The following is a 17,010-nucleotide window of genomic DNA, read 5'->3' on the forward strand; positions in this document are numbered from 1 at the left end:
GCCGGACAACCGTTAACCTCAGCGGCGTACTCGACGGCCGGCGGGCGACGGCCGCCGCCACCCAATCACGGTCCGGGGAGCGCCCAGATGAGTTTTGCACGAGTGCGAGCACTCGTTGTCGTCGGTCTGCTGGCGGTGCTCGCCCTGGTCTTCGTCATCGTCGCGATGGTCAAGGACAGTCAGAGCAACGCGGGCACCGCAGAGGGCTGCCAGAAGGGCTGGCCGCTCGCCGACGTGACCCTGCGCGAGCCGAAGGACGTCAAGATCAACGTCTACAACGGCACCGACGAGGTGGGCCTGGCCGGCAGCGTCGCGGACGACTTCCGCAACCGCAAGTTCCAGGTCAAGAAGGAGGGCAACGCCCCCAAGGCCGTGGACGAGGTCGCGGTGCTGCGCTACGGCCCCAAGGGCGTCGGCTCCGCGCACCTGTTGCGGGCCTATTTCCTCAACAACGCCAAGCTGGAACCCGACCTGAAGCGCAAGGACGACACCGTCGACGTGATCCTCGGCAACAGCTTCCAGCAACTGGCCACCACCACCGAGGTCAACCAGTCCCTCGGCGACCTCGGGGCGCCGGAGGCGCCGCCCGGCACCTGCCCGGAACCGGTCGAGAAGAAGTAGTCCTCGGGTATTCGGCCGACCCCTTGATCGCACATGATCCATAGGAATTCACGGAAAGAGTGGTCTTCCCTGGCGGGACGGCCACTCTTTTCGTGAACCGGGGCTCTCCGGCGGGCCGGTCGGTCAGGGGCCACCGGAGGCGTCGAGGGCGGCCAGCCGGGTGTGCAGCGGCTCGAACAGCGCCGGCGGCGCGGCGATCACCAGGTCCGGGCCCGGCGGCCGCCCGGCCAGCCCGGTCACCAGCAGCCCCGCCTCCCGGGCGACCAGCCCGCCCGCGGCCAGGTCCCAGGCGGCCAGCCCCTTCTCGTAGTAGGCGTCCACCTTCCCCTCGGCGGCCAGGCAGAGGTCCAGCGCCGCGGCGCCCATCCGGCGGATGTCCCGGACGTGCGGGATCAACTCGGCGACCACCCGCGCCTGGTGCGCCCGGCGGCCGGCGTCGTAGCCGAACCCGGTGGCGACCAGCGCCTGCCCCAGGTCGGTCTCGGTGGAGCAGCCCAGCCGCTCCTCCTCCCGCCAGGCCCCGCCGCCCGCGGTGGCCGTCCACTCGTCACCGGTGGCGACGTTGCGCACCACCCCGGCCACCACCTCGCCGTCGACCTCGGCGGCGAGGGAGACCGCGCAGTACGGCAGCCCGTAGAGGTAGTTGACGGTGCCGTCGATCGGGTCGATGACCCAGCGCACCCCGCTCTCGGCGGCCGGGTCGCCCGCGCCGGCGCCGTACTCCTCGCCCAGCACCGCGTCGTCCGGCCGGTGCTTCCGCAGGGCGTCGAGCACCTGCCGCTCCACCGCCCGGTCGGCGGCCGTGACCACGTCGGTGACGGTGCTCTTGGTCGCGGCGACCGAGACCCCCTCGGCCCGCATCCGCTGCGCGGTGGCGGCGGCGTCCCGGGCCACCGCCACGGCGATCTCCAACAGTTCCCGCGGCGTGGGCGCCGAGCGGATCATGTTCGTCCCCTTCCCGCACGACCGAGGCTGCTCGAACCGTGCGCGGTATCATCCTTACAAAGTCCACATCTGCGCCGAATCGGCGGTCCACGCCGCCGGTACGCCGTGCGGCGCGGGATGATCGCCGTAGACGGCGTTACAATTCACCCTGCCCACGCGCCACGGACCGCCAGCGACCGGCCGGCCCGGGACACGGGGGTCCCTCAACGACATCGCCCGACACGGCATTCCATGCTGCGCCGGACGACCCGGCCGTGCTCGCTCTTCGCCTCCGGAAGGTCATTCGTGACAGAACCCCGCCAGACCGGCGCCGACGTTCGCTCGCTCACCGACACCCTGATCGCCCACGCGCAGAGCGCCGGCGGCCAGCTCACGTCGGCCCAGCTCGCGCGCACGGTCGAGTCCGCCGAGGTGACCCCGGCCCAGGCCAAGAAGATCCTCCGTGCGCTCTCCGAGGCGGGGGTGACGGTGGTCGTGGACGGCTCGGCCAGCACCCGCCGCCGGGTGGCCGCCGCCCGGTCGGCCACGCCCGCCTCGCGGGCCACCACCGCCAAGACCACCAAGAAGGCCGCCGCGCCCGCCCCGAAGCAGGCGCCGGCCGCCGAGGAGGCCCCGGCTCCCGCCCCGCGGAAGGCGACCGCGCGCAAGGCCGCCGGCACCACCGCCGAGGTGGCCGCCAAGGCCGCCGCCCCGGCGAAGGCCACCAAGGCGACCCGGGCCACCAAGGCGACGGTGGCCGCGAAGACCGCCGCGGCCAAGCCGGCCAAGGACGCCCCGAAGGGCGAGGGCGCCGAGGGCGAGATCGACCCGGAGGAACTCGCCGCCGAGATCGAGGACGTGGTGGTCGAGGAGCCGGCCGAGCTGACCCAGGCCGCCGAGGCCGACGCGGCCAGCTCCGCCACCGACAACGACTTCGAGTGGGACGACGAGGAGTCCGAGGCGCTCAAGCAGGCGCGCCGGGACGCCGAGCTGACCGCCTCCGCCGACTCCGTCCGGGCCTACCTGAAGCAGATCGGCAAGGTGCCGCTGCTCAACGCCGAACAGGAGGTCGAGCTCGCCAAGCGGATCGAGGCCGGCCTCTACGCCGCCGAGCGCCTGCGCGCCGCCGACGAGGGCGAGGAGAAGCTCACCCGCGACATGCAGCGCGACCTGATGTGGATCTCCCGGGACGGCGAGCGGGCCAAGAACCACCTGCTGGAGGCGAACCTCCGGCTGGTCGTCTCGCTGGCCAAGCGCTACACCGGCCGCGGCATGGCCTTCCTCGACCTGATCCAGGAGGGCAACCTCGGCCTGATCCGCGCGGTCGAGAAGTTCGACTACACCAAGGGCTACAAGTTCTCCACCTACGCCACCTGGTGGATCCGCCAGGCCATCACCCGCGCCATGGCCGACCAGGCCCGCACCATCCGCATCCCGGTGCACATGGTCGAGGTGATCAACAAGCTCGGCCGGATCCAGCGCGAGCTGCTCCAGGACCTGGGCCGCGAGCCCACCCCGGAGGAGCTGGCCAAGGAGATGGACATCACACCGGAGAAGGTGCTGGAGATCCAGCAGTACGCCCGGGAGCCCATCTCGCTCGACCAGACCATCGGCGACGAAGGTGACAGCCAGCTCGGCGACTTCATCGAGGACTCGGAGGCGGTCGTCGCGGTCGACGCGGTGTCGTTCTCGCTGCTGCAGGACCAGCTCCAGCAGGTCCTCCAGACGCTGTCCGAGCGCGAGGCGGGCGTGGTACGCCTGCGGTTCGGCCTCACCGACGGCCAGCCGCGCACCCTGGACGAGATCGGCCAGGTGTACGGCGTGACCCGGGAGCGCATCCGTCAGATCGAATCCAAGACCATGTCCAAGTTGCGGCACCCCTCGCGTTCCCAGGTGCTCCGCGACTATCTGGACTGACCCCACACGTCAACGAGTCGTGTCGGTTTGATCACCAGCCGTACAACACTCTTTGGTGATCGGTCGGTTGCCTGTTTGTGATCGTTGGCGTGGCACCCTTGGTGCACGGCACACTGTCTTCCACGCCAGGTGTGACCTCCGTCCCCGACGGGCACACAGGGAAGGCAGGGCCCGAGAAGGGTGTTGCACGATAGGTGAGCAACCGAAGAGAGTGTTCATCGGTGACGACCAGAGGAGGAAGGCGATGACCCCGACCCTCACGCCGCCGCCCGAGACGGTGAGCCCCCCGGCCGCCGATGAACGGTGCGACCGCTGCAATGCTGCCGGCAAGCTCCGGATCACTCTGGCGGGTGGGAGTGAGCTGGTGTTCTGTGGGCACCACGCGAACAAGTACGCGGAGGATCTCGTGAAGATCACCGTGCGGTACGCGTCGGACCCGGAGTTCAGCTGGCGTGGCGCCGATCTGATGGCGAACTGAGCCGGTAACCAGATAACCGCGACAGAGCCGGCCGGAGGCCCCGAAAGGGTGCTCCGGCCGGCTCTTTCACATCCCCGCCCCGCCCCGCTCACTGCGGCGTCGATCATCGACATCGCCGCAAACCTCATGATCACCCGGAGGGGGTGAGGCCGGGCGGGAGCGCGGTCAGAGGGTCTGGACGGTGGCGATGCGCTCTTCGAGCTGCTCGATGGTGGCCTGGGCGCTCGGCGGGCCGCCGCAGAGGCGGCGCAGCTCGGCGTGGATCTTGCCGTGCGGCTGGCCGGTGTGGTGGTGCCGGGCGGCCACCAGGGCGTTCAGTTGCCGGCGGAGCGCCACCCGGCGCTGGGCGGCACTCATCGGGGGCGCAGCCACCGCCGGGGCCGCAGCGGCCGGCTCAGCGGGCTGCTGAGCGGCCCTGCGCCGCTGCGCGGCGAGCTGCTCGGCCTGTCGCTTGGTGAGCAGCATGGCAACCTGGTCGGCGGTGAGCAGCCCGGGAAGGCCGAGGTATTCCTCCTCCTCGGGGGTGCCCGCCTGGGCGGCGGTGCCGAAGGACGCGCCGTCGAAGATCACCTGGTCCAGCTCGGCGGTCGCGGAGAGCGCGGCGAACCTCTTCTCCAGCTCGCCGCTGGCCTGGTCGTCCCGCTGGGCACGCTCCAGCAGGTCGTCGTCGAAGCCGTCGGAGTCCTTCGGCTTGCCGAGCACGTGGTCCCGCTCGGCCTCCATCTCGCTGGCCAGCCCGAGCAGGTGCGGCACGCTGGGCAGGAAGACCGAGGCCGTCTCGCCGGGCCGGCGGGCCCGGACGAACCGGCCGATCGCCTGCGCGAAGTAGAGCGCGGTGCTGGCGCTGGTGGCATAGACGCCGACGGCCAGCCGAGGGATGTCGACGCCCTCGGACACCATCCGCACCGCGACGAGCCAGCGTTGCTCGGAGGCCGCGAACGTCGCGATCCGCGCCGAGGCGCCCTGGTCGTCGGAGAGCACCACGGCAGCCTTCTCGCCGGTCAGCTGCTCGATCAGCTTCGCGTACGAGCGGGCGGTCTGCTGGTCGCTGGCGATCACCAGGCCGCCCGCGTCGGGCATGCCGGCGTTGCGCAGCACGGTCAGCCGGGCATCGGCGGCCCGCAGCACCTGCGGCATCCAGTCGCCCGCCGGATCCAGCGCGGTACGCCAGGCCTGGGCGATCAGGTCCTGGGTCATCGGCTCGCCCAGCCGCGCGGCCAACTCCTCCCCCGCGTTGGTGCGCCACCGGGTCTCCCCGGAGTACGCCAGGAAGAGCACCGGCCGGACCACGCCGTCGCGCAGCGCGTCGGAGTAGCCGTAGACCGAGTCGGCGCGGGAGCGCAACAGCCCGTCGCCACCGCGCTCGTAGCCGACGAACGGGATCGGGTTGTCGTCGGAGCGGAACGGCGTACCGGTGAGCATCAGCCGGCGCACCGCGGGCTCGAAGGCCGCCTTGACGCCGTCGCCCCAGGTACGCGAGTCGCCGGCGTGGTGGATCTCGTCGAGGATGACCAGCGTCCGCCGGGTCATGGTGCGCCGCCGGTGCACCTGCGGCGCCATGCCGACCTGTGCGTACGTGACGACGGCACCGTGGAAGTCGGCGGCGGAGTGCAGATCGGCGTTGCGGAAGGCGGCATCGAGCTGGATGCCGACCCGGGCCGCGGACTGGGCCCACTGGGTCTTCAGGTGCTCGGTCGGAGCGACCACCGTGACCGCGTCGATCGTGCCGTCGTTGAGCAGCTCGGCGGCGATCCGCAGGGCGAAGGTGGTCTTGCCGGCGCCGGGCGTCGCGACCGCGGTGAAGTCCTCGGTACGGCGGCGCAGGTACTCCACCATTGCCTTGCGTTGCCAGGCACGCAGGGGCGGGAACGTCTCGAGCGCCGGCAACCGCGGTGCCACGCGTAGCTCCTCTCCGCTCCAACGGCGGCGGGGCGAGCCCGGCCGAGGGCCACGGGTACCGCCGCCCATGAAAAGGCCCTCGCGCATTCGGTGCCGCGAAGGCCGACTCAGCATAACCAGCGGGGCCGGTTCTCCCCACTCGACGCCACGCTGGTCACATCCGCCCACCCCACCGGTGGGGTGCTCAGCCCTGGGGGCCGCGGGTGCCGGTGCGGGGCGGGCGCAGCGTGGCCACCGGGGCGGACCAGCGCCGGCGCAGCGACACCAGGCGCAGCAGGAAGACGAAGGTGGCGGCGGCGGTCAGCGGCGCCGCCTTCGCCTGTCCGTACGCCGACAGCAGGGCCACCACGATCGATCCGGCCAGCGCGGCGACGGCGTAGATCTCCCGGCGCAGCACCACCGGGATCTCGCCGGTGAGCAGATCCCGGCCCAGGCCGCCGCCGATCGCGGTGAGCATGCCGATCATGCAGGCACCGACCGGCGGCACGTGCGCGTCGAGGGCCTTGAGGGTGCCGGTGACGGTGAACAGGCCGAGACCGGCCGCGTCGAGCACCAGCACGGTGGTGCGCAGCCGGGCGAACTGCGGGTGCAGCCAGAAGATGGCGGCGGCGGTGACCGCCGCGGCCACCGCGTAGCGCCAATCGGCGAAGGCCAGCGGCGGGACCTCGTCGATGACCAGGTCGCGGAAGATGCCGCCGCCGAGCGCGGCGACGACACCGACGAAGACCACCCCGAACAGGTCCAGCCGTTTGGCCACCGCCGCGGAGGCGCCGGACGCGGCGAAGACCGCCACGCCGGTGAGGTCGGCGAGGAGCAGGGCGGTGGAGGTGGTCACCGCCGCAGGTTACGCGGGCGGCCGGGACGGCCGCCCCGGATCACTCGGCGTACGAGTCGTAGATCTCCTTGCACTTGGGGCAGACCGGGGAACCCGGCTTGGCCGCCTTGGTCACCGGAAAGGTCTCGCCGCAGAGCGCCACGACGAAGGTGCCCATGACGGCACTCTCCGCGATCTTCTCCTTGCGGACGTAGTGGAACATTTCCGGGCCGGTGTCGGCGTCCTTCAGCTCGGGACGCTCGAGAACCTCTGTACTCACGACTACACCTCCAACGGTCCAGTTTTGCAGGTCGATCCGGCCCGGTCCACCTGGGCCCGCGCCAGAAGCGGCCCGTACCGTAGCCGAAGTGACCAACTTTCACATCAGCTTCGGCACCGAGGTGGCCGACGCCCTCCGCGACGGCCACCCCGTCGTGGCCCTGGAGAGCACCATCGTCTCGCACGGCCTCCCCCGGCCGGACAATCTGCTGGTCGCGCGGCAGATCGAGCAGGCGGTCCGGGACGGAGGCGCCGTCCCGGCCACCATCGGGATGGTCGGCGGCGAGCTGATCGTGGGCCTGGACGACGCCCAGCTGACCCGGCTGGCCACCGTCGACGGGGTGAGCAAGCTCTCCGTACGCGATCTCGCGGTGGCGGCGGCGACCGGCGCGGACGGCGCCACCACGGTGGCGGCGACCAGCGCGGTGGCCGCGGCCGCCGGGATCGGCGTCTTCGCCACCGGCGGGCTGGGCGGGGTGCACCGGGAGGCGGCGCAGACCTTCGACGAGTCGGCCGACCTGGTCACCCTGGCCCGGACGCCGATCGCGGTGGTCTGCGCCGGGGTGAAGTCGATCCTCGACGTCGGCGCCACCCTGGAGCGACTGGAGACGCTGGGGGTGAGCGTGGTCGGCTACCGCACCCGCCGCTTCCCCGGCTTCTACCTCACCGACGCCGGCTTCGAACTGGACTGGTCGGTGGAGTCGCCGGAGCAGGTGGCCGACGTGCTCGCCGCCCGGGAGCGGCAGGGTGTGCACCAGGGCGGGCTGATCGTGGCGAACCCGCTGCCGGTGGACGAGCAGCTCGACCCGGCGCTGCACGACCGCACCCTCGCCGACGGCCTGGCCATGCTGGCCGAGGACGGGGTGACCGGGAAGGCCGTCACCCCCTTCCTGCTGGCCCACTTCCACGCCGCCACCAAGGGCGCCAGCCTGGCGGTGAACGTCCGGATCATCCTGCGCAACGCCGACCTGGCGGCACGGATCGCGGTCGCCGCGGCGGCCCGGCGTACCGACTCCCCGGCATGAGCCGGACGCCGCGCGTCGTCGTGGTCGGCGACGTGATCACCGACGTGGTCGCGGTGCTCTCCGGTCCTTTGGCGACCGGCTCGGACACCGCGGCCACAATCCGGTTCAGCGGGGGCGGCCAGGCGGCCAACACGGCGGCCTGGCTCGCCGCGCAGGGTGCGGACGTGACGCTGGTCGCCGCGGTCGGCGACGACGAGGCGGGTCGGGAGCGGATCGCCGAGCTGGAGCGGGTCGGCGTGACCTGCGCCGTGGAGCGGCACGAGGGCTACCCGACCGGCACCGTCCTCGTGCTCGCCCACGACGGGGAGCGGACCATGGTCAGCCAGCGGGGGGCGAACCTGCGGCTGACCGCCGAGCAGGTCGACCGGGCCCTGGCCGCGGCGCCCGACGCCGGGCATCTGCACCTGTCCGCGTACACCCTGCTGGACGCCGGGTCGCGCGGCGCGGGACTGCGCGCGCTGGCCGTGGCCCGCGAGGGCGGACTCACCACCAGCGTCGACGCGGCGTCCGCGGCGCCCCTGCGGCGGGCCGGCGCGGCGGCCTTCCTGAGCTGGGTACGCGACGTCGACCTGCTGCTGGTCAACACGGACGAGGCGACGGTGCTGGCCGGCGGGCTGGACCCGGCGGCGCAGGCGCGGGCCCTCGCCGTGGTGGCCCGGCGGGTGGTGGTGAAGCGGGGCGCGGCCGGCGCGATCTGGGTGGACCGGAGCGGCGCGGTCGAGACGACCCCGGCCCACGGGGTTCCGGTGGTCGACGTCACCGGCGCGGGCGACGCCTTCGCCGCCGGCCTGCTCACCGCCTGGCTCTCCGGCGCCGACCCCCGAGCGGCCCTCTCCCGCGCCGGCGACCTGGGCGCCCTGGCGGTCTCCTCCATCGGCGCCCGCCCCACCCCCTGACCCCCACGCGGCGATCTTGCACTTACGGCCCCGCCCGCGTCCGGTTCGGGCGTTCCGCCCGGGCACGAAGTGCAAGATCGCGGGGAGGGGGAAGGGAGGGGGTCAGGGTTCGGCGTCGATGATTTTGTGGGGGTGTTCGTCGGGGGTGAGGGACATGGGGGGTGGGGGGTCGTCGTGGGGGCGGGGGTGGAGCTTGTTGGCCAGGCGGTGCTGCTCCTTGGGTGGGCGGTCGTTGGCCAGCAGCACCGCGAGCCACGGGATGAGCACCATCCCGAGGCCGCACAGCGGCAGCCAGAGCCAGAGCAGGGGTGCCTTCACGCCGACCAGGGTCGCGCCGACCACCAGGCACGCCACCCGGATGCCCATCATCAGCACGTAGCGCTTCTGGCGGCTGCTGAGCTGGTCGTCCTGGCTGCGTGAGGCGTCGGTGATCAGAATCGGCTGGTGCGCCGGACGCTTCACCACGGACCTCCTCGAGGGGATTACGCCTCATCCTGTCACCCCCGACGGTTGATCGGCGAAAATCGTGACAAGGCGGCGCGTGTTACGTGCGTGGTACGCTCCACTCGTGGGCAACCGGTTCAGCTTCACCGACGAGGCGCTGGCCAACCTGCGGGTCTACGACGTCACGCCCGGGGAAGTCTGGGAGGCCCTGCACAGCACCCGCCGGGTCATCCGGCATCTCGGCGACGACGTCATGGTGGTCTACGCGACCGACCACCGGGGGCGGCGGCTCGCCGTGCTGCTGGCCGAGGCCGACGGCACCGACAACGACTGGGACATCCTCTCCGCCCGCGAACTGAGCGACGTCGAGGCCAAGCGCTACGACGAGGCCGTGCGGAGATCGCGCCGACGAGGAGGCGGTCACGATGCACCGTAACGAGGCGACCAAGCGGTTCCACGACGGCGACGACGCGCTCGCCGACCTGATCGACGAGAGCCAGCCGGTGGAGCTGCCCATCCCCGACACCGACGTGCCGATGGTCAGTCGCTCGGTGCGCCTGCCCCTGGAGACGTACGAACGGGTCCGGGCGGCCGCCGAGGCACGCGGCATCGGGGTGACCACGCTGATGCGGCAGTGGATCGAGGCCGGCCTGGCCGACCTGGACGAATCCGCCACCGTCTCCCTGGCCGACGTGCGCCGGGCCCTCGCGGCCCTGTCCCGCCCCACCGCCGCCTGAGTCCCGGGGCGACCTCACATCGGCGGGACGGGGCCGCCCGTCGTCACGTCGTGGATCAGGCGCAGCGAGACCCGGGTGAAGGCGAAGACGACGTCGAGGAAGAGCTCCCGGAAGGTCGCGCGGTGGCTGACCCCACCGGCACGCAGGAGTTCCGCCCCCCGCTCGTCCGTCATCACCCGCCCAACGTCGCCGTCCCGACGGTCACGTCAACGAGCCGCCGCGGGTGCGGGTTGCGTCAGGCCTTCGCGGCCTTCGCCTCCGCCTTCATCCGCTGCTTGTACTCCCGCACCCGGCGCAGCGACTCGGGGTCGGTCACGTCGGCCACCGACCGGTACGCGTCCGCGTCGCCGTAGCCGCCGGCCGCCTCCCGCCAGCCGTCCGGGGCGATCCCGAACCGCTTGCCGAGCAGGGCGACGAAGATCTGCGCCTTCTGCTTGCCGAAGCCGGGCAGCTCGCCCACCCGGCGCAGCAGCTCACGCCCGTCGGCGGCGTCGGACCAGAGTCGCGCCGGGTCGGCGTCGTACCGCTCGACGAGCACCCGGCAGACCTCCTGCACCCGGGCCGCCATGGCCTTGGGGAACCGGTGCAGGGCCGGGGGCTGGGCGAAGAGCGCGACCAGGCCCTCCGGGGCGTACCCGGCCAGCTCCCGGGCGTCCGGCTCGTGGCCCAGCCGCTGCGCGAGCACGTACGGGGAGGAGAACGCCTTCTCCATCGGCACCTGCTGGTCGAGCACCATGCCGAGGAGCAGCGCCAGCGGGCTGCGGGCCAGCAGTTCGTTGGCGGCCGGATCGATGGGCAGCGAGAGCGTCATGCCCCCATCCTGCCGGTCGGGCCGCCGCCCGCCACGCCGACTCCCCGCAGGACGTGACGCGGCCCGGTGGACACGGGCGCGAAGATGTCGCGGGTGCCGGCCGCGGGGCCGGCCCGGGGAGGCAGGATGACGACGTGGACCGTCATGACATGCTGCTCTCCCCCGCGGGCGTCGCGGCGCTGCGCACCGCGCTGACCGGGGCGCGCTTCACCTCCAACGGCATCGCCGACCGGCTCGGCCCGCGGGCCACCGGCGGCGTGGCCCGCAACGACTTCCGGGCCGCGCTGCGCGCCACCGAGGACGGTGACCCGCTCGCCACGCTGATCCGGGTCTTCATCTGCGACCAGACCGAGCCGTCGGCGGCGGTGGCCGCCGCGCTCGCCCCGCTGACCGTCGAGGAGGCGCTCGCCGGCGGCCTCGTCGAACGGCACGGCGACGGTCTGCGCGCGGGCGTCGACCTGGAGCCGTACGGCGACGACTGGTGGGTGCTCGCCGACGTGCCGGCCAGCGCCCGGCCCGGCCGGCCGCTGCACGCCGAGCACGTGCTGGGCATCGGCGGGGCCACCCAGACGCTGATCGGCGCGGCCGTACGCCGCCCGGTGGAGACCGCCCTCGACCTGGGCACCGGCTCCGGGGTCCAGGCCCTGCACCTGTCCACCCACGCCCGTCGGGTGACCGCCACCGACGTCTCCGAACGGGCGCTGCGCTTCGCCGCCACCACCGCCGCGCTCAACGGGCAGGACTGGGAACTGCTGCGCGGGGACATGGTCGCCCCGGTCGCCGGACGCCGCTTCGACCTGGTGGTCAGCAACCCGCCCTTCGTGGTCGGCCCCGGCACCACCACCCACGTCTACCGGGACTCGGGCCGGGTCGGCGACGCGATCGGCGCCGAGCTGGCCGCCGCCGCGCCGCACCTGCTCACCGAGGGCGGGACGATGCAGTACCTGGCCAACTGGGTGCACGTCGCCGGCGAGGACTGGGCCGAGCGGGTGACCGGCTGGTTCGCCGGCACCGGACTGGACGCCTGGGTGATCCAGCGCGAGGTGGCCGACCCGATGGCGTACGTCAACCTGTGGCTCACCGACGTCGGCGAGGCCGCCGACCCCCAGCGGATGGCGGCCTGGCTGGACTGGTTCGACGCGCACAAGGTGGAGGCGATCGGCTTCGGCATCGTCTCGCTGCGCCGCGCCGGCCACGACCAGCCGGTGATCCGGGTCGAGGACCTGCGGCAGCGGGTGGAGCCGCCGATGGGCGACCGGATCGCCGAGTGGTTCGACCGGCAGGACTGGCTGCGCGACCGCGACACCGACGGGCTGCTCGCCGCGCGGTACCGGGCCGCCGACGGGCTCCAGCTGCGCCAGGAGGCGACCATGGGCGAGGAGGGCTGGGCGGTGAACCGGCAGGTCCTCGCCCTGCCGCGCGGGCTGCGCTGGTCGGAGGAGATCGACCCGCTGGTGCTCGCCCTGGTCGGCGGCGCCGACGGCCGGCTGCCGCTGCGGGACCAGCTGGCGCTGCTCGCCGTGGCGCACGACGTCGCCCCCGACGAGCTGGCCGAGGCGGCCGGACCGATCGTGGCGCACCTGGTCGAGCGGGGCATCATCGAGCCGGTGGAGGGCTGATGCGGGCCGTAGTGCAGACCGTCGGCCGGGCCAGCGTGACCGTCGACGGGGAGGTGGTCGGCGAGATCGCGGACGGCCTCCTGGTGCTGCTCGGCGTGACGCACGCCGACACCCCGCAGGTGGCGTCCACCATGGCGCGCAAGATTCACGAGCTGCGCATCCTGGACGACGAGCGGAGCGCCGCCGACACCGGCGCCCCGATCCTGGTGGTCAGCCAGTTCACCCTCTACGGCGACGCCCGCAAGGGCCGCCGTCCGAGCTGGACCGCCGCCGCCCCCGCCGAGCTGGCCGAACCCCTGGTGACAGCGGTGGTGGAGGACCTCCGCGCCCGGGGCGCGAAGGTCGAGACCGGCCGCTTCCGCACCCACATGCTGGTCGAGAGCGTCAACATCGGCCCCCGCACCCTCCTCCTGGACCTCTGAGAGGGCGTCTGATTCACGTATTTTGTGAGTGATGTGATCTTCAGATGTCTCGCCAGGTTGGGGTGGTTTCGTCGGTGACCCGTTTGGTGAGGTTGTCGATCATCGCGATGCGGATCATGCTGGCGGAGTGGTCGGGTAGGGCTTCGTAGTCACGGGCCAGGCGCCGGTGCAGCATGATCCAGCCCAGGGTGCGTTCGACGACCCATCGGCGTTTGACCACCGAGAATCCTTTGATGTGCGGGTCTTTGGCGACGACCTCGACGTCGATGCCGAGGGTGGCGCCGTGTTCGATGACCTTGTTCTTGAAGCCGGCGTCGACCCAGGTCTTGGCCAGGGCGGGATGCGCGGCTTTGGCCTGATCGAGGAGGTCGACGCCGATGGTGTTGTCGGTGACGCTGGCCGCGGTGACGATGACGGCGAGGAGCAGACCGAGGGTGTCGGTGACGATGCCGCGTTTGCGTCCGACGATCTTCTTGCCGGCGTCGATGCCCTGGCTGGCCAGCGGCGCGTTGGTGGAGGTCTTCACGCTCTGGGTGTCGATCACACCGGCCGACGGCTGAGCGGCGCGTCCGGCCTTGGCGCGGGCCAGTCCGGTGAGCTCGTAGTTGAGCTGGGTGAAGATGCCATCGCCTGTCCAGGCGGTGAAGTAGCCGTAGACGGTCTGCCAGGGCGGGAAGTCGTGCGGCAGATAGCGCCACGCGATGCCGGTGCGGTTGACGTAGAGGATCGCGTTGAAGATCTCCCGCAGGTCGTAGGTGGGTTTGCGTCCCCCGACGCCAGCATCGGTGCGCGCCTGGCGCCAGGCGTCCAGTCGTGGTTCGATCAGCGCCCAACGGGCGTCGGACAGGTCGGAGGGGTAGGCAGGTCGTTCGGCCATACGAGATGTCTACTGTGGACCACGAGGTGGGTCGCACTCGGGGTCCGCCGATTCCCGAACTTTGTGAACCAGACACGATCTGCGGATCAAAGCAAGGCATCTCGCATCGACATCAATTAGGCGACCTGGCCCCAGTAGTGATCATTCGACCCTGCCGACGCCTCACCGACCAGGCCCACGAAAGCAGCAATATGCAGCGAGAGTGATCAAAACGCCCAGTGAGAGCGTGTTTGAGAGGGACTTGATCAGGTCCAGATGAAGGTGCGCTTTGCCTGCCGTCGGGCTGGTCGGCCGCGGGTGATGCGGCGGGTCATGCCGGCGATGGCGGCCCACCTGACGATGCCTTCGGAGGTTTCAGGGTGGCGTTCGTAGTCGCGGGCCAGCCGGCGGCAGGCGGTGAGCCATGCCAGGGTCCGCTCCACGACCCACCTGCGCGGGTGCACGGCGAAGCCCCGCTGCTCAGCGGGCTTGCGCACGATCTCCAGCGTGATTTTCAAGGTGTCGCGGGTCCAGTCGACGAGACGGCCCGCGAAGCCCTGGTCGGCGAAGACGTGCCGGATCGGGGTGGCCAGATAAGCGCCGAGCAGGGCCGTCTTCGCGCCGTCGCGGTCCTGCCACGACGCGGCCATCACCGCCACGGTGACCAACAGCCCGCCGGTATCGGTGATGATGAACCGTTTCCTGCCGTTGACCTTCTTACCCGCGTCGTAACCACGCGTCTGCTGCCCGACGGTGTCGGCGCCCTTCACCGACTGCGAGTCGATGATCCCCGCCGACGGCTCCGGATTCCGCCCGTCCTGCACCCGCGCCTTGACCCGCAGCGTGGCCAGCAGGTTCTCGGTCACACCGGCGTCCTCCCAGCGCACGAAATACCAGTACACCGTCTGCCACGGCGGCAGATCCGCCGGCAGGTACCGCCACGGACACCCCGAGCGGACCACGTACAAGATCGCGTTGACGATCTCCCGACGAGGGTGCTTCTCCCGCCGCCCGTCCGTGCTGGGCTCCGGCAACAACCCTTCGATCAACGCCCACTGGGCATCGGTCAGGTCCGACGGGTAACCACGACGAGGCGACGACACCCAGACACCCTGCCCGCCCCGGCGGCCATCGTCACGCCGCCACACCGTCCACACCCGGCCTTCTCAAACACGCACTGAGCCCGGATCAGGAGAAGAGGCCGCGGCGAGAGAGGGACTGGCGGAGCCAGGCGTCGAGTTGGGCGGGCCAGTCGGTGCGGTCCGCGGTGGCGTGGTCGACGGTGAATCGGCCGAAGGCGTCGCGGCCCTCGGTGAAGAGGCCGCCTCGCTTGTCGACCTCCAGCACCACCTGCACCTGCTGCGGATTCGTCACGAAGGTGACCTCGAGCTGATTCATCGCGCGGGCGTACTGCGGCGCCGGATGGAACTCGATCTCCTGGTAGAACGGCAGGGTCTGGTGCACGCCGTAGAGGTGGCCGCGCTCGACGTCGGCCCGGGCGAACCGGAACCCGAGCCGCAGCAGCGCGTCCAACAGCCGCTCCTGGGCCGGCAGCGGATGCACCGCCACCGCGTCCAGGTCTCCCTTGTCGACCGCCCGCGCCACCTCCAGTTCGGTACGCAGCCCCATGGTCATGCCGTGCAGGTGCTGGCCGTACAGGTCAGTCAGCGGGGTCTCCCAGGGCACGTCGAAGCGGAACGGCACCTCGTACCGCTGCCCCGGCTCCAGCCGGAACGCCCCGGTCACCTGCCGGCGGCCGAACTCCTGGGTGGTGTCGTACTCCGAGTCGCCGCTCTCCACCTCGACCCGGGTGACCAGGCCGAGCGCCACGTACGAGACGTCCACCGCGTGGTCGCCGCCAAGCACCTGGACCCGGCCCTCCAGCTGGCCGCCGGGACGGCAGTTCGGGTTGGTGAGCACCGTCTCCACCGACGGACCGCCCACCCCCATCGCCTGCATGAGCCGCTTGAAGACCACCGCGTCCTCCGATCGCCTGTGCTGCCGCGCCCCGGTGGCCGGCCGCTGGCACGGTAACCGGGTCGGGCAAGGGACACCCGACTTTCCGCCCGGATTGCTGTCGGTTCCCCGATCGCCTCACTCCCGTTTCACGCCCCGACCGCCAAGCTGTTCCTCACCGGCACCACCGCGCCGGCACACGGCACGGAATCCGGTACGGCACGAAGGACACGGGGAGAGACAGAGATGGCCCTGCAGATGATCGAGCACCACACCCGGCCGGCTGCCATGGACGAGGCCGAGCACGGCACCGATATCCCGACCGACCAGGACGCCGGCCTGACCGACCTGGACGCCACCGACGAGCGCGGCGTCTCCACCGATCTGGTCCGGGCGTACCTGAACGGCATCGGGCGCACCAAGCTCCTCACCGCCGCCCAGGAGGTCGAGCTCAGCAAGCGGATCGAGGCCGGCCTCTTCGCCGAGGAGCTCTCCACCTGCACCCCGGTCTCCGCGGAGCTCCGCGCGGACCTGGCGCTGATCGTGGCCGAGGGCCGGGCCGCCAAGGACCACCTGCTGGAGGCGAACCTGCGGCTGGTGGTGAGCATCGCCAAGCGCTACACCGGCCGCGGCATGGCCTTCCTCGACCTGATCCAGGAAGGCAACCTCGGCCTGATCCGCGCGGTCGAGAAGTTCGACTACACCAAGGGCTACAAGTTCTCCACCTACGCCACCTGGTGGATCCGCCAGGCCATCACCCGCGCCATGGCCGACCAGGCCCGCACCATCCGCATCCCGGTGCACATGGTCGAGCAGGTCAACCGGATGGTCCGGGCGCGCCGGGAGCTGTCGGTCTCGCTGGGCCGCGAGCCCACCGTCGGCGAGGTGGCCACGGCGCTGGGGATCCCCGAGTTCCAGGTGATCGAGCTGATCTCCTACGACCGGGAGCCGGTGAGCCTGGACCAGGCGGTCGGCGAGGACGGCGAGAGCGCGCTCGGCGACTTCGTCGCCGCGGTGGACCCCCGCGACGAGCCGGGCGACGCCGCCGCCAACGGCGAGCTGCGCAACGAGGTACGCATCGTGCTGGCCACCCTCTCCCAGCGCGAGCAGGCGGTGATCCGGCTGCGGTTCGGCCTGGACGACGGCCGGCAGCGCACCCTCGACGAGGTGGGCCGGGAGTTCGGCCTGTCCCGGGAGCGGATCCGGCAGATCGAGAAGGTGACGCTGCTGAAGCTGCGCGCCCCGGAGCGGGCGAACCGCTTGGAGGCCTACGCCTGCTGAGCGAAACCGCACCGTGGGGCCCCGGCGGATC

General features: G+C 71.9%; 20 protein-coding genes. 10 read left to right on the forward strand and 10 right to left on the reverse strand.

The genetic code is table 11. The features are described from left to right. The first annotated feature begins 102 nt into the window (after positions 1–102). Positions 103–621 carry a LytR C-terminal domain-containing protein gene (locus Q2K19_RS02660; protein ID WP_302772221.1) on the forward strand — a complete coding sequence of 173 codons (519 nt, stop codon included), beginning with the start codon at positions 103–105 and terminating at the stop codon, positions 619–621. Positions 622–744: 123 nt separating this feature from the next. Here Q2K19_RS02660 and Q2K19_RS02665 read toward each other — a convergent pair whose 3' ends face one another. Next, entirely contained in the window at positions 745–1,566 is an 822-nt protein-coding gene (locus tag Q2K19_RS02665; RefSeq protein WP_302767299.1) for an inositol monophosphatase family protein, read from the reverse strand. Between the two features lie 285 nt (positions 1,567–1,851). On the opposite strand from Q2K19_RS02665, the gene Q2K19_RS02670 reads away from it, so the two are divergent. Together Q2K19_RS02670 and Q2K19_RS02675 are read left to right on the forward strand one after the other, a co-directional pair. Beyond that, on the forward strand, positions 1,852–3,462 hold the full coding sequence (locus Q2K19_RS02670) for an RNA polymerase sigma factor (protein ID WP_302767300.1): 1,611 nt from the start codon (positions 1,852–1,854) through the stop codon (positions 3,460–3,462). Positions 3,463–3,706: 244 nt separating this feature from the next. Then, a complete protein-coding gene (locus Q2K19_RS02675; RefSeq protein WP_013284786.1) occupies positions 3,707–3,940 on the forward strand; it encodes a DUF7455 domain-containing protein in 234 nt (77 codons plus the stop codon). Between the two features lie 165 nt (positions 3,941–4,105). Here the strand turns inward: Q2K19_RS02675 and Q2K19_RS02680 are convergent, their stop codons facing one another. From Q2K19_RS02680 to Q2K19_RS02690, 3 genes are all read right to left on the reverse strand, one after another. After that, the gene (locus Q2K19_RS02680; RefSeq protein WP_302767310.1) at positions 4,106–5,839 is read right to left on the reverse strand and encodes a DEAD/DEAH box helicase; all 1,734 of its coding nucleotides are present in this window, start codon (positions 5,837–5,839) and stop codon (positions 4,106–4,108) included. 184 nt (positions 5,840–6,023) lie between these two features. Next, a complete protein-coding gene (locus Q2K19_RS02685; RefSeq protein ID WP_302767313.1) occupies positions 6,024–6,674 on the reverse strand; it encodes a trimeric intracellular cation channel family protein in 651 nt (216 codons plus the stop codon). Positions 6,675–6,714: 40 nt separating this feature from the next. Beyond that, on the reverse strand, positions 6,715–6,933 hold the full coding sequence (locus Q2K19_RS02690; RefSeq protein WP_030502976.1) for a DUF3039 domain-containing protein: 219 nt from the start codon (positions 6,931–6,933) through the stop codon (positions 6,715–6,717). An 88-nt stretch (positions 6,934–7,021) separates the two neighbouring features. On the opposite strand from Q2K19_RS02690, the gene Q2K19_RS02695 reads away from it, so the two are divergent. Then, positions 7,022–7,957 (forward strand): pseudouridine-5'-phosphate glycosidase, encoded by a 936-nt coding sequence (locus tag Q2K19_RS02695; RefSeq protein WP_302767320.1) that lies wholly within the window; start codon positions 7,022–7,024, stop codon positions 7,955–7,957. Then, positions 7,954–8,853 carry a carbohydrate kinase family protein gene (locus Q2K19_RS02700; RefSeq protein ID WP_302767321.1) on the forward strand — a complete coding sequence of 300 codons (900 nt, stop codon included), beginning with the start codon at positions 7,954–7,956 and terminating at the stop codon, positions 8,851–8,853. The genes Q2K19_RS02695 and Q2K19_RS02700 overlap by 4 nt, the downstream gene beginning before the upstream one ends. Before the next feature lie 102 nt (positions 8,854–8,955). On the opposite strand, the gene Q2K19_RS02705 is transcribed toward Q2K19_RS02700, so the two are convergent. Then, complete coding sequence (locus Q2K19_RS02705) at positions 8,956–9,315, reverse strand: DUF3099 domain-containing protein (RefSeq protein ID WP_302772223.1); 360 nt, start codon at positions 9,313–9,315, stop codon at positions 8,956–8,958. 106 nt (positions 9,316–9,421) lie between these two features. Here Q2K19_RS02705 and Q2K19_RS02710 point away from each other — a divergent pair, with 106 nt between their 5' ends. Both Q2K19_RS02710 and Q2K19_RS02715 read left to right on the forward strand, forming a co-directional pair. Continuing rightward, on the forward strand, positions 9,422–9,733 hold the full coding sequence (locus tag Q2K19_RS02710; protein WP_231934773.1) for a hypothetical protein: 312 nt from the start codon (positions 9,422–9,424) through the stop codon (positions 9,731–9,733). Then, the gene (locus Q2K19_RS02715) at positions 9,723–10,034 is read left to right on the forward strand and encodes a hypothetical protein (protein WP_302767323.1); all 312 of its coding nucleotides are present in this window, start codon (positions 9,723–9,725) and stop codon (positions 10,032–10,034) included. The genes Q2K19_RS02710 and Q2K19_RS02715 overlap by 11 nt, the downstream gene beginning before the upstream one ends. Before the next feature lie 14 nt (positions 10,035–10,048). Here Q2K19_RS02715 and Q2K19_RS02720 read toward each other — a convergent pair whose 3' ends face one another. Next, entirely contained in the window at positions 10,049–10,207 is a 159-nt protein-coding gene (locus tag Q2K19_RS02720) for a hypothetical protein (protein WP_302767324.1), read from the reverse strand. A 62-nt stretch (positions 10,208–10,269) separates the two neighbouring features. Further along, a complete protein-coding gene (locus tag Q2K19_RS02725) occupies positions 10,270–10,845 on the reverse strand; it encodes an HhH-GPD-type base excision DNA repair protein (RefSeq protein ID WP_302767327.1) in 576 nt (191 codons plus the stop codon). Positions 10,846–10,979: 134 nt separating this feature from the next. On the opposite strand from Q2K19_RS02725, the gene Q2K19_RS02730 reads away from it, so the two are divergent. Both Q2K19_RS02730 and dtd read left to right on the forward strand, forming a co-directional pair. After that, positions 10,980–12,464, forward strand: a complete 1,485-nt coding sequence (locus Q2K19_RS02730) for a DUF7782 domain-containing protein (RefSeq protein WP_302767330.1) — start codon at positions 10,980–10,982, stop codon at positions 12,462–12,464. Next, entirely contained in the window at positions 12,464–12,886 is a 423-nt protein-coding gene (dtd, locus tag Q2K19_RS02735) for a D-aminoacyl-tRNA deacylase (protein WP_302767332.1), read from the forward strand. Before Q2K19_RS02730 ends, dtd begins: the two co-directional genes overlap by 1 nt. Positions 12,887–12,926: 40 nt before the next feature. Here dtd and Q2K19_RS02740 read toward each other — a convergent pair whose 3' ends face one another. The 3 genes from Q2K19_RS02740 to Q2K19_RS02750 form a co-directional block, all read right to left on the reverse strand. Further along, on the reverse strand, positions 12,927–13,763 hold the full coding sequence (locus Q2K19_RS02740) for an IS5 family transposase (RefSeq protein ID WP_302767334.1): 837 nt from the start codon (positions 13,761–13,763) through the stop codon (positions 12,927–12,929). 245 nt (positions 13,764–14,008) lie between these two features. Then, positions 14,009–14,845: an IS5 family transposase gene (locus Q2K19_RS02745; protein WP_302767336.1), complete on the reverse strand. Its 837-nt coding sequence runs from the start codon at positions 14,843–14,845 to the stop codon at positions 14,009–14,011. A gap of 85 nt (positions 14,846–14,930) precedes the next feature. Continuing rightward, positions 14,931–15,719: a sporulation protein gene (locus Q2K19_RS02750; protein WP_302767338.1), complete on the reverse strand. Its 789-nt coding sequence runs from the start codon at positions 15,717–15,719 to the stop codon at positions 14,931–14,933. 225 nt (positions 15,720–15,944) lie between these two features. Here Q2K19_RS02750 and sigB point away from each other — a divergent pair, with 225 nt between their 5' ends. Beyond that, positions 15,945–16,979 (forward strand): RNA polymerase sigma factor SigB, encoded by a 1,035-nt coding sequence (sigB, locus tag Q2K19_RS02755; RefSeq protein WP_446839702.1) that lies wholly within the window; start codon positions 15,945–15,947, stop codon positions 16,977–16,979. Positions 16,980–17,010: the final 31 nt, after the last annotated feature.

Source organism: Micromonospora sp. NBRC 110009, assembly GCF_030518795.1.
In the GTDB taxonomy this organism is placed as follows: domain Bacteria; phylum Actinomycetota; class Actinomycetes; order Mycobacteriales; family Micromonosporaceae; genus Micromonospora.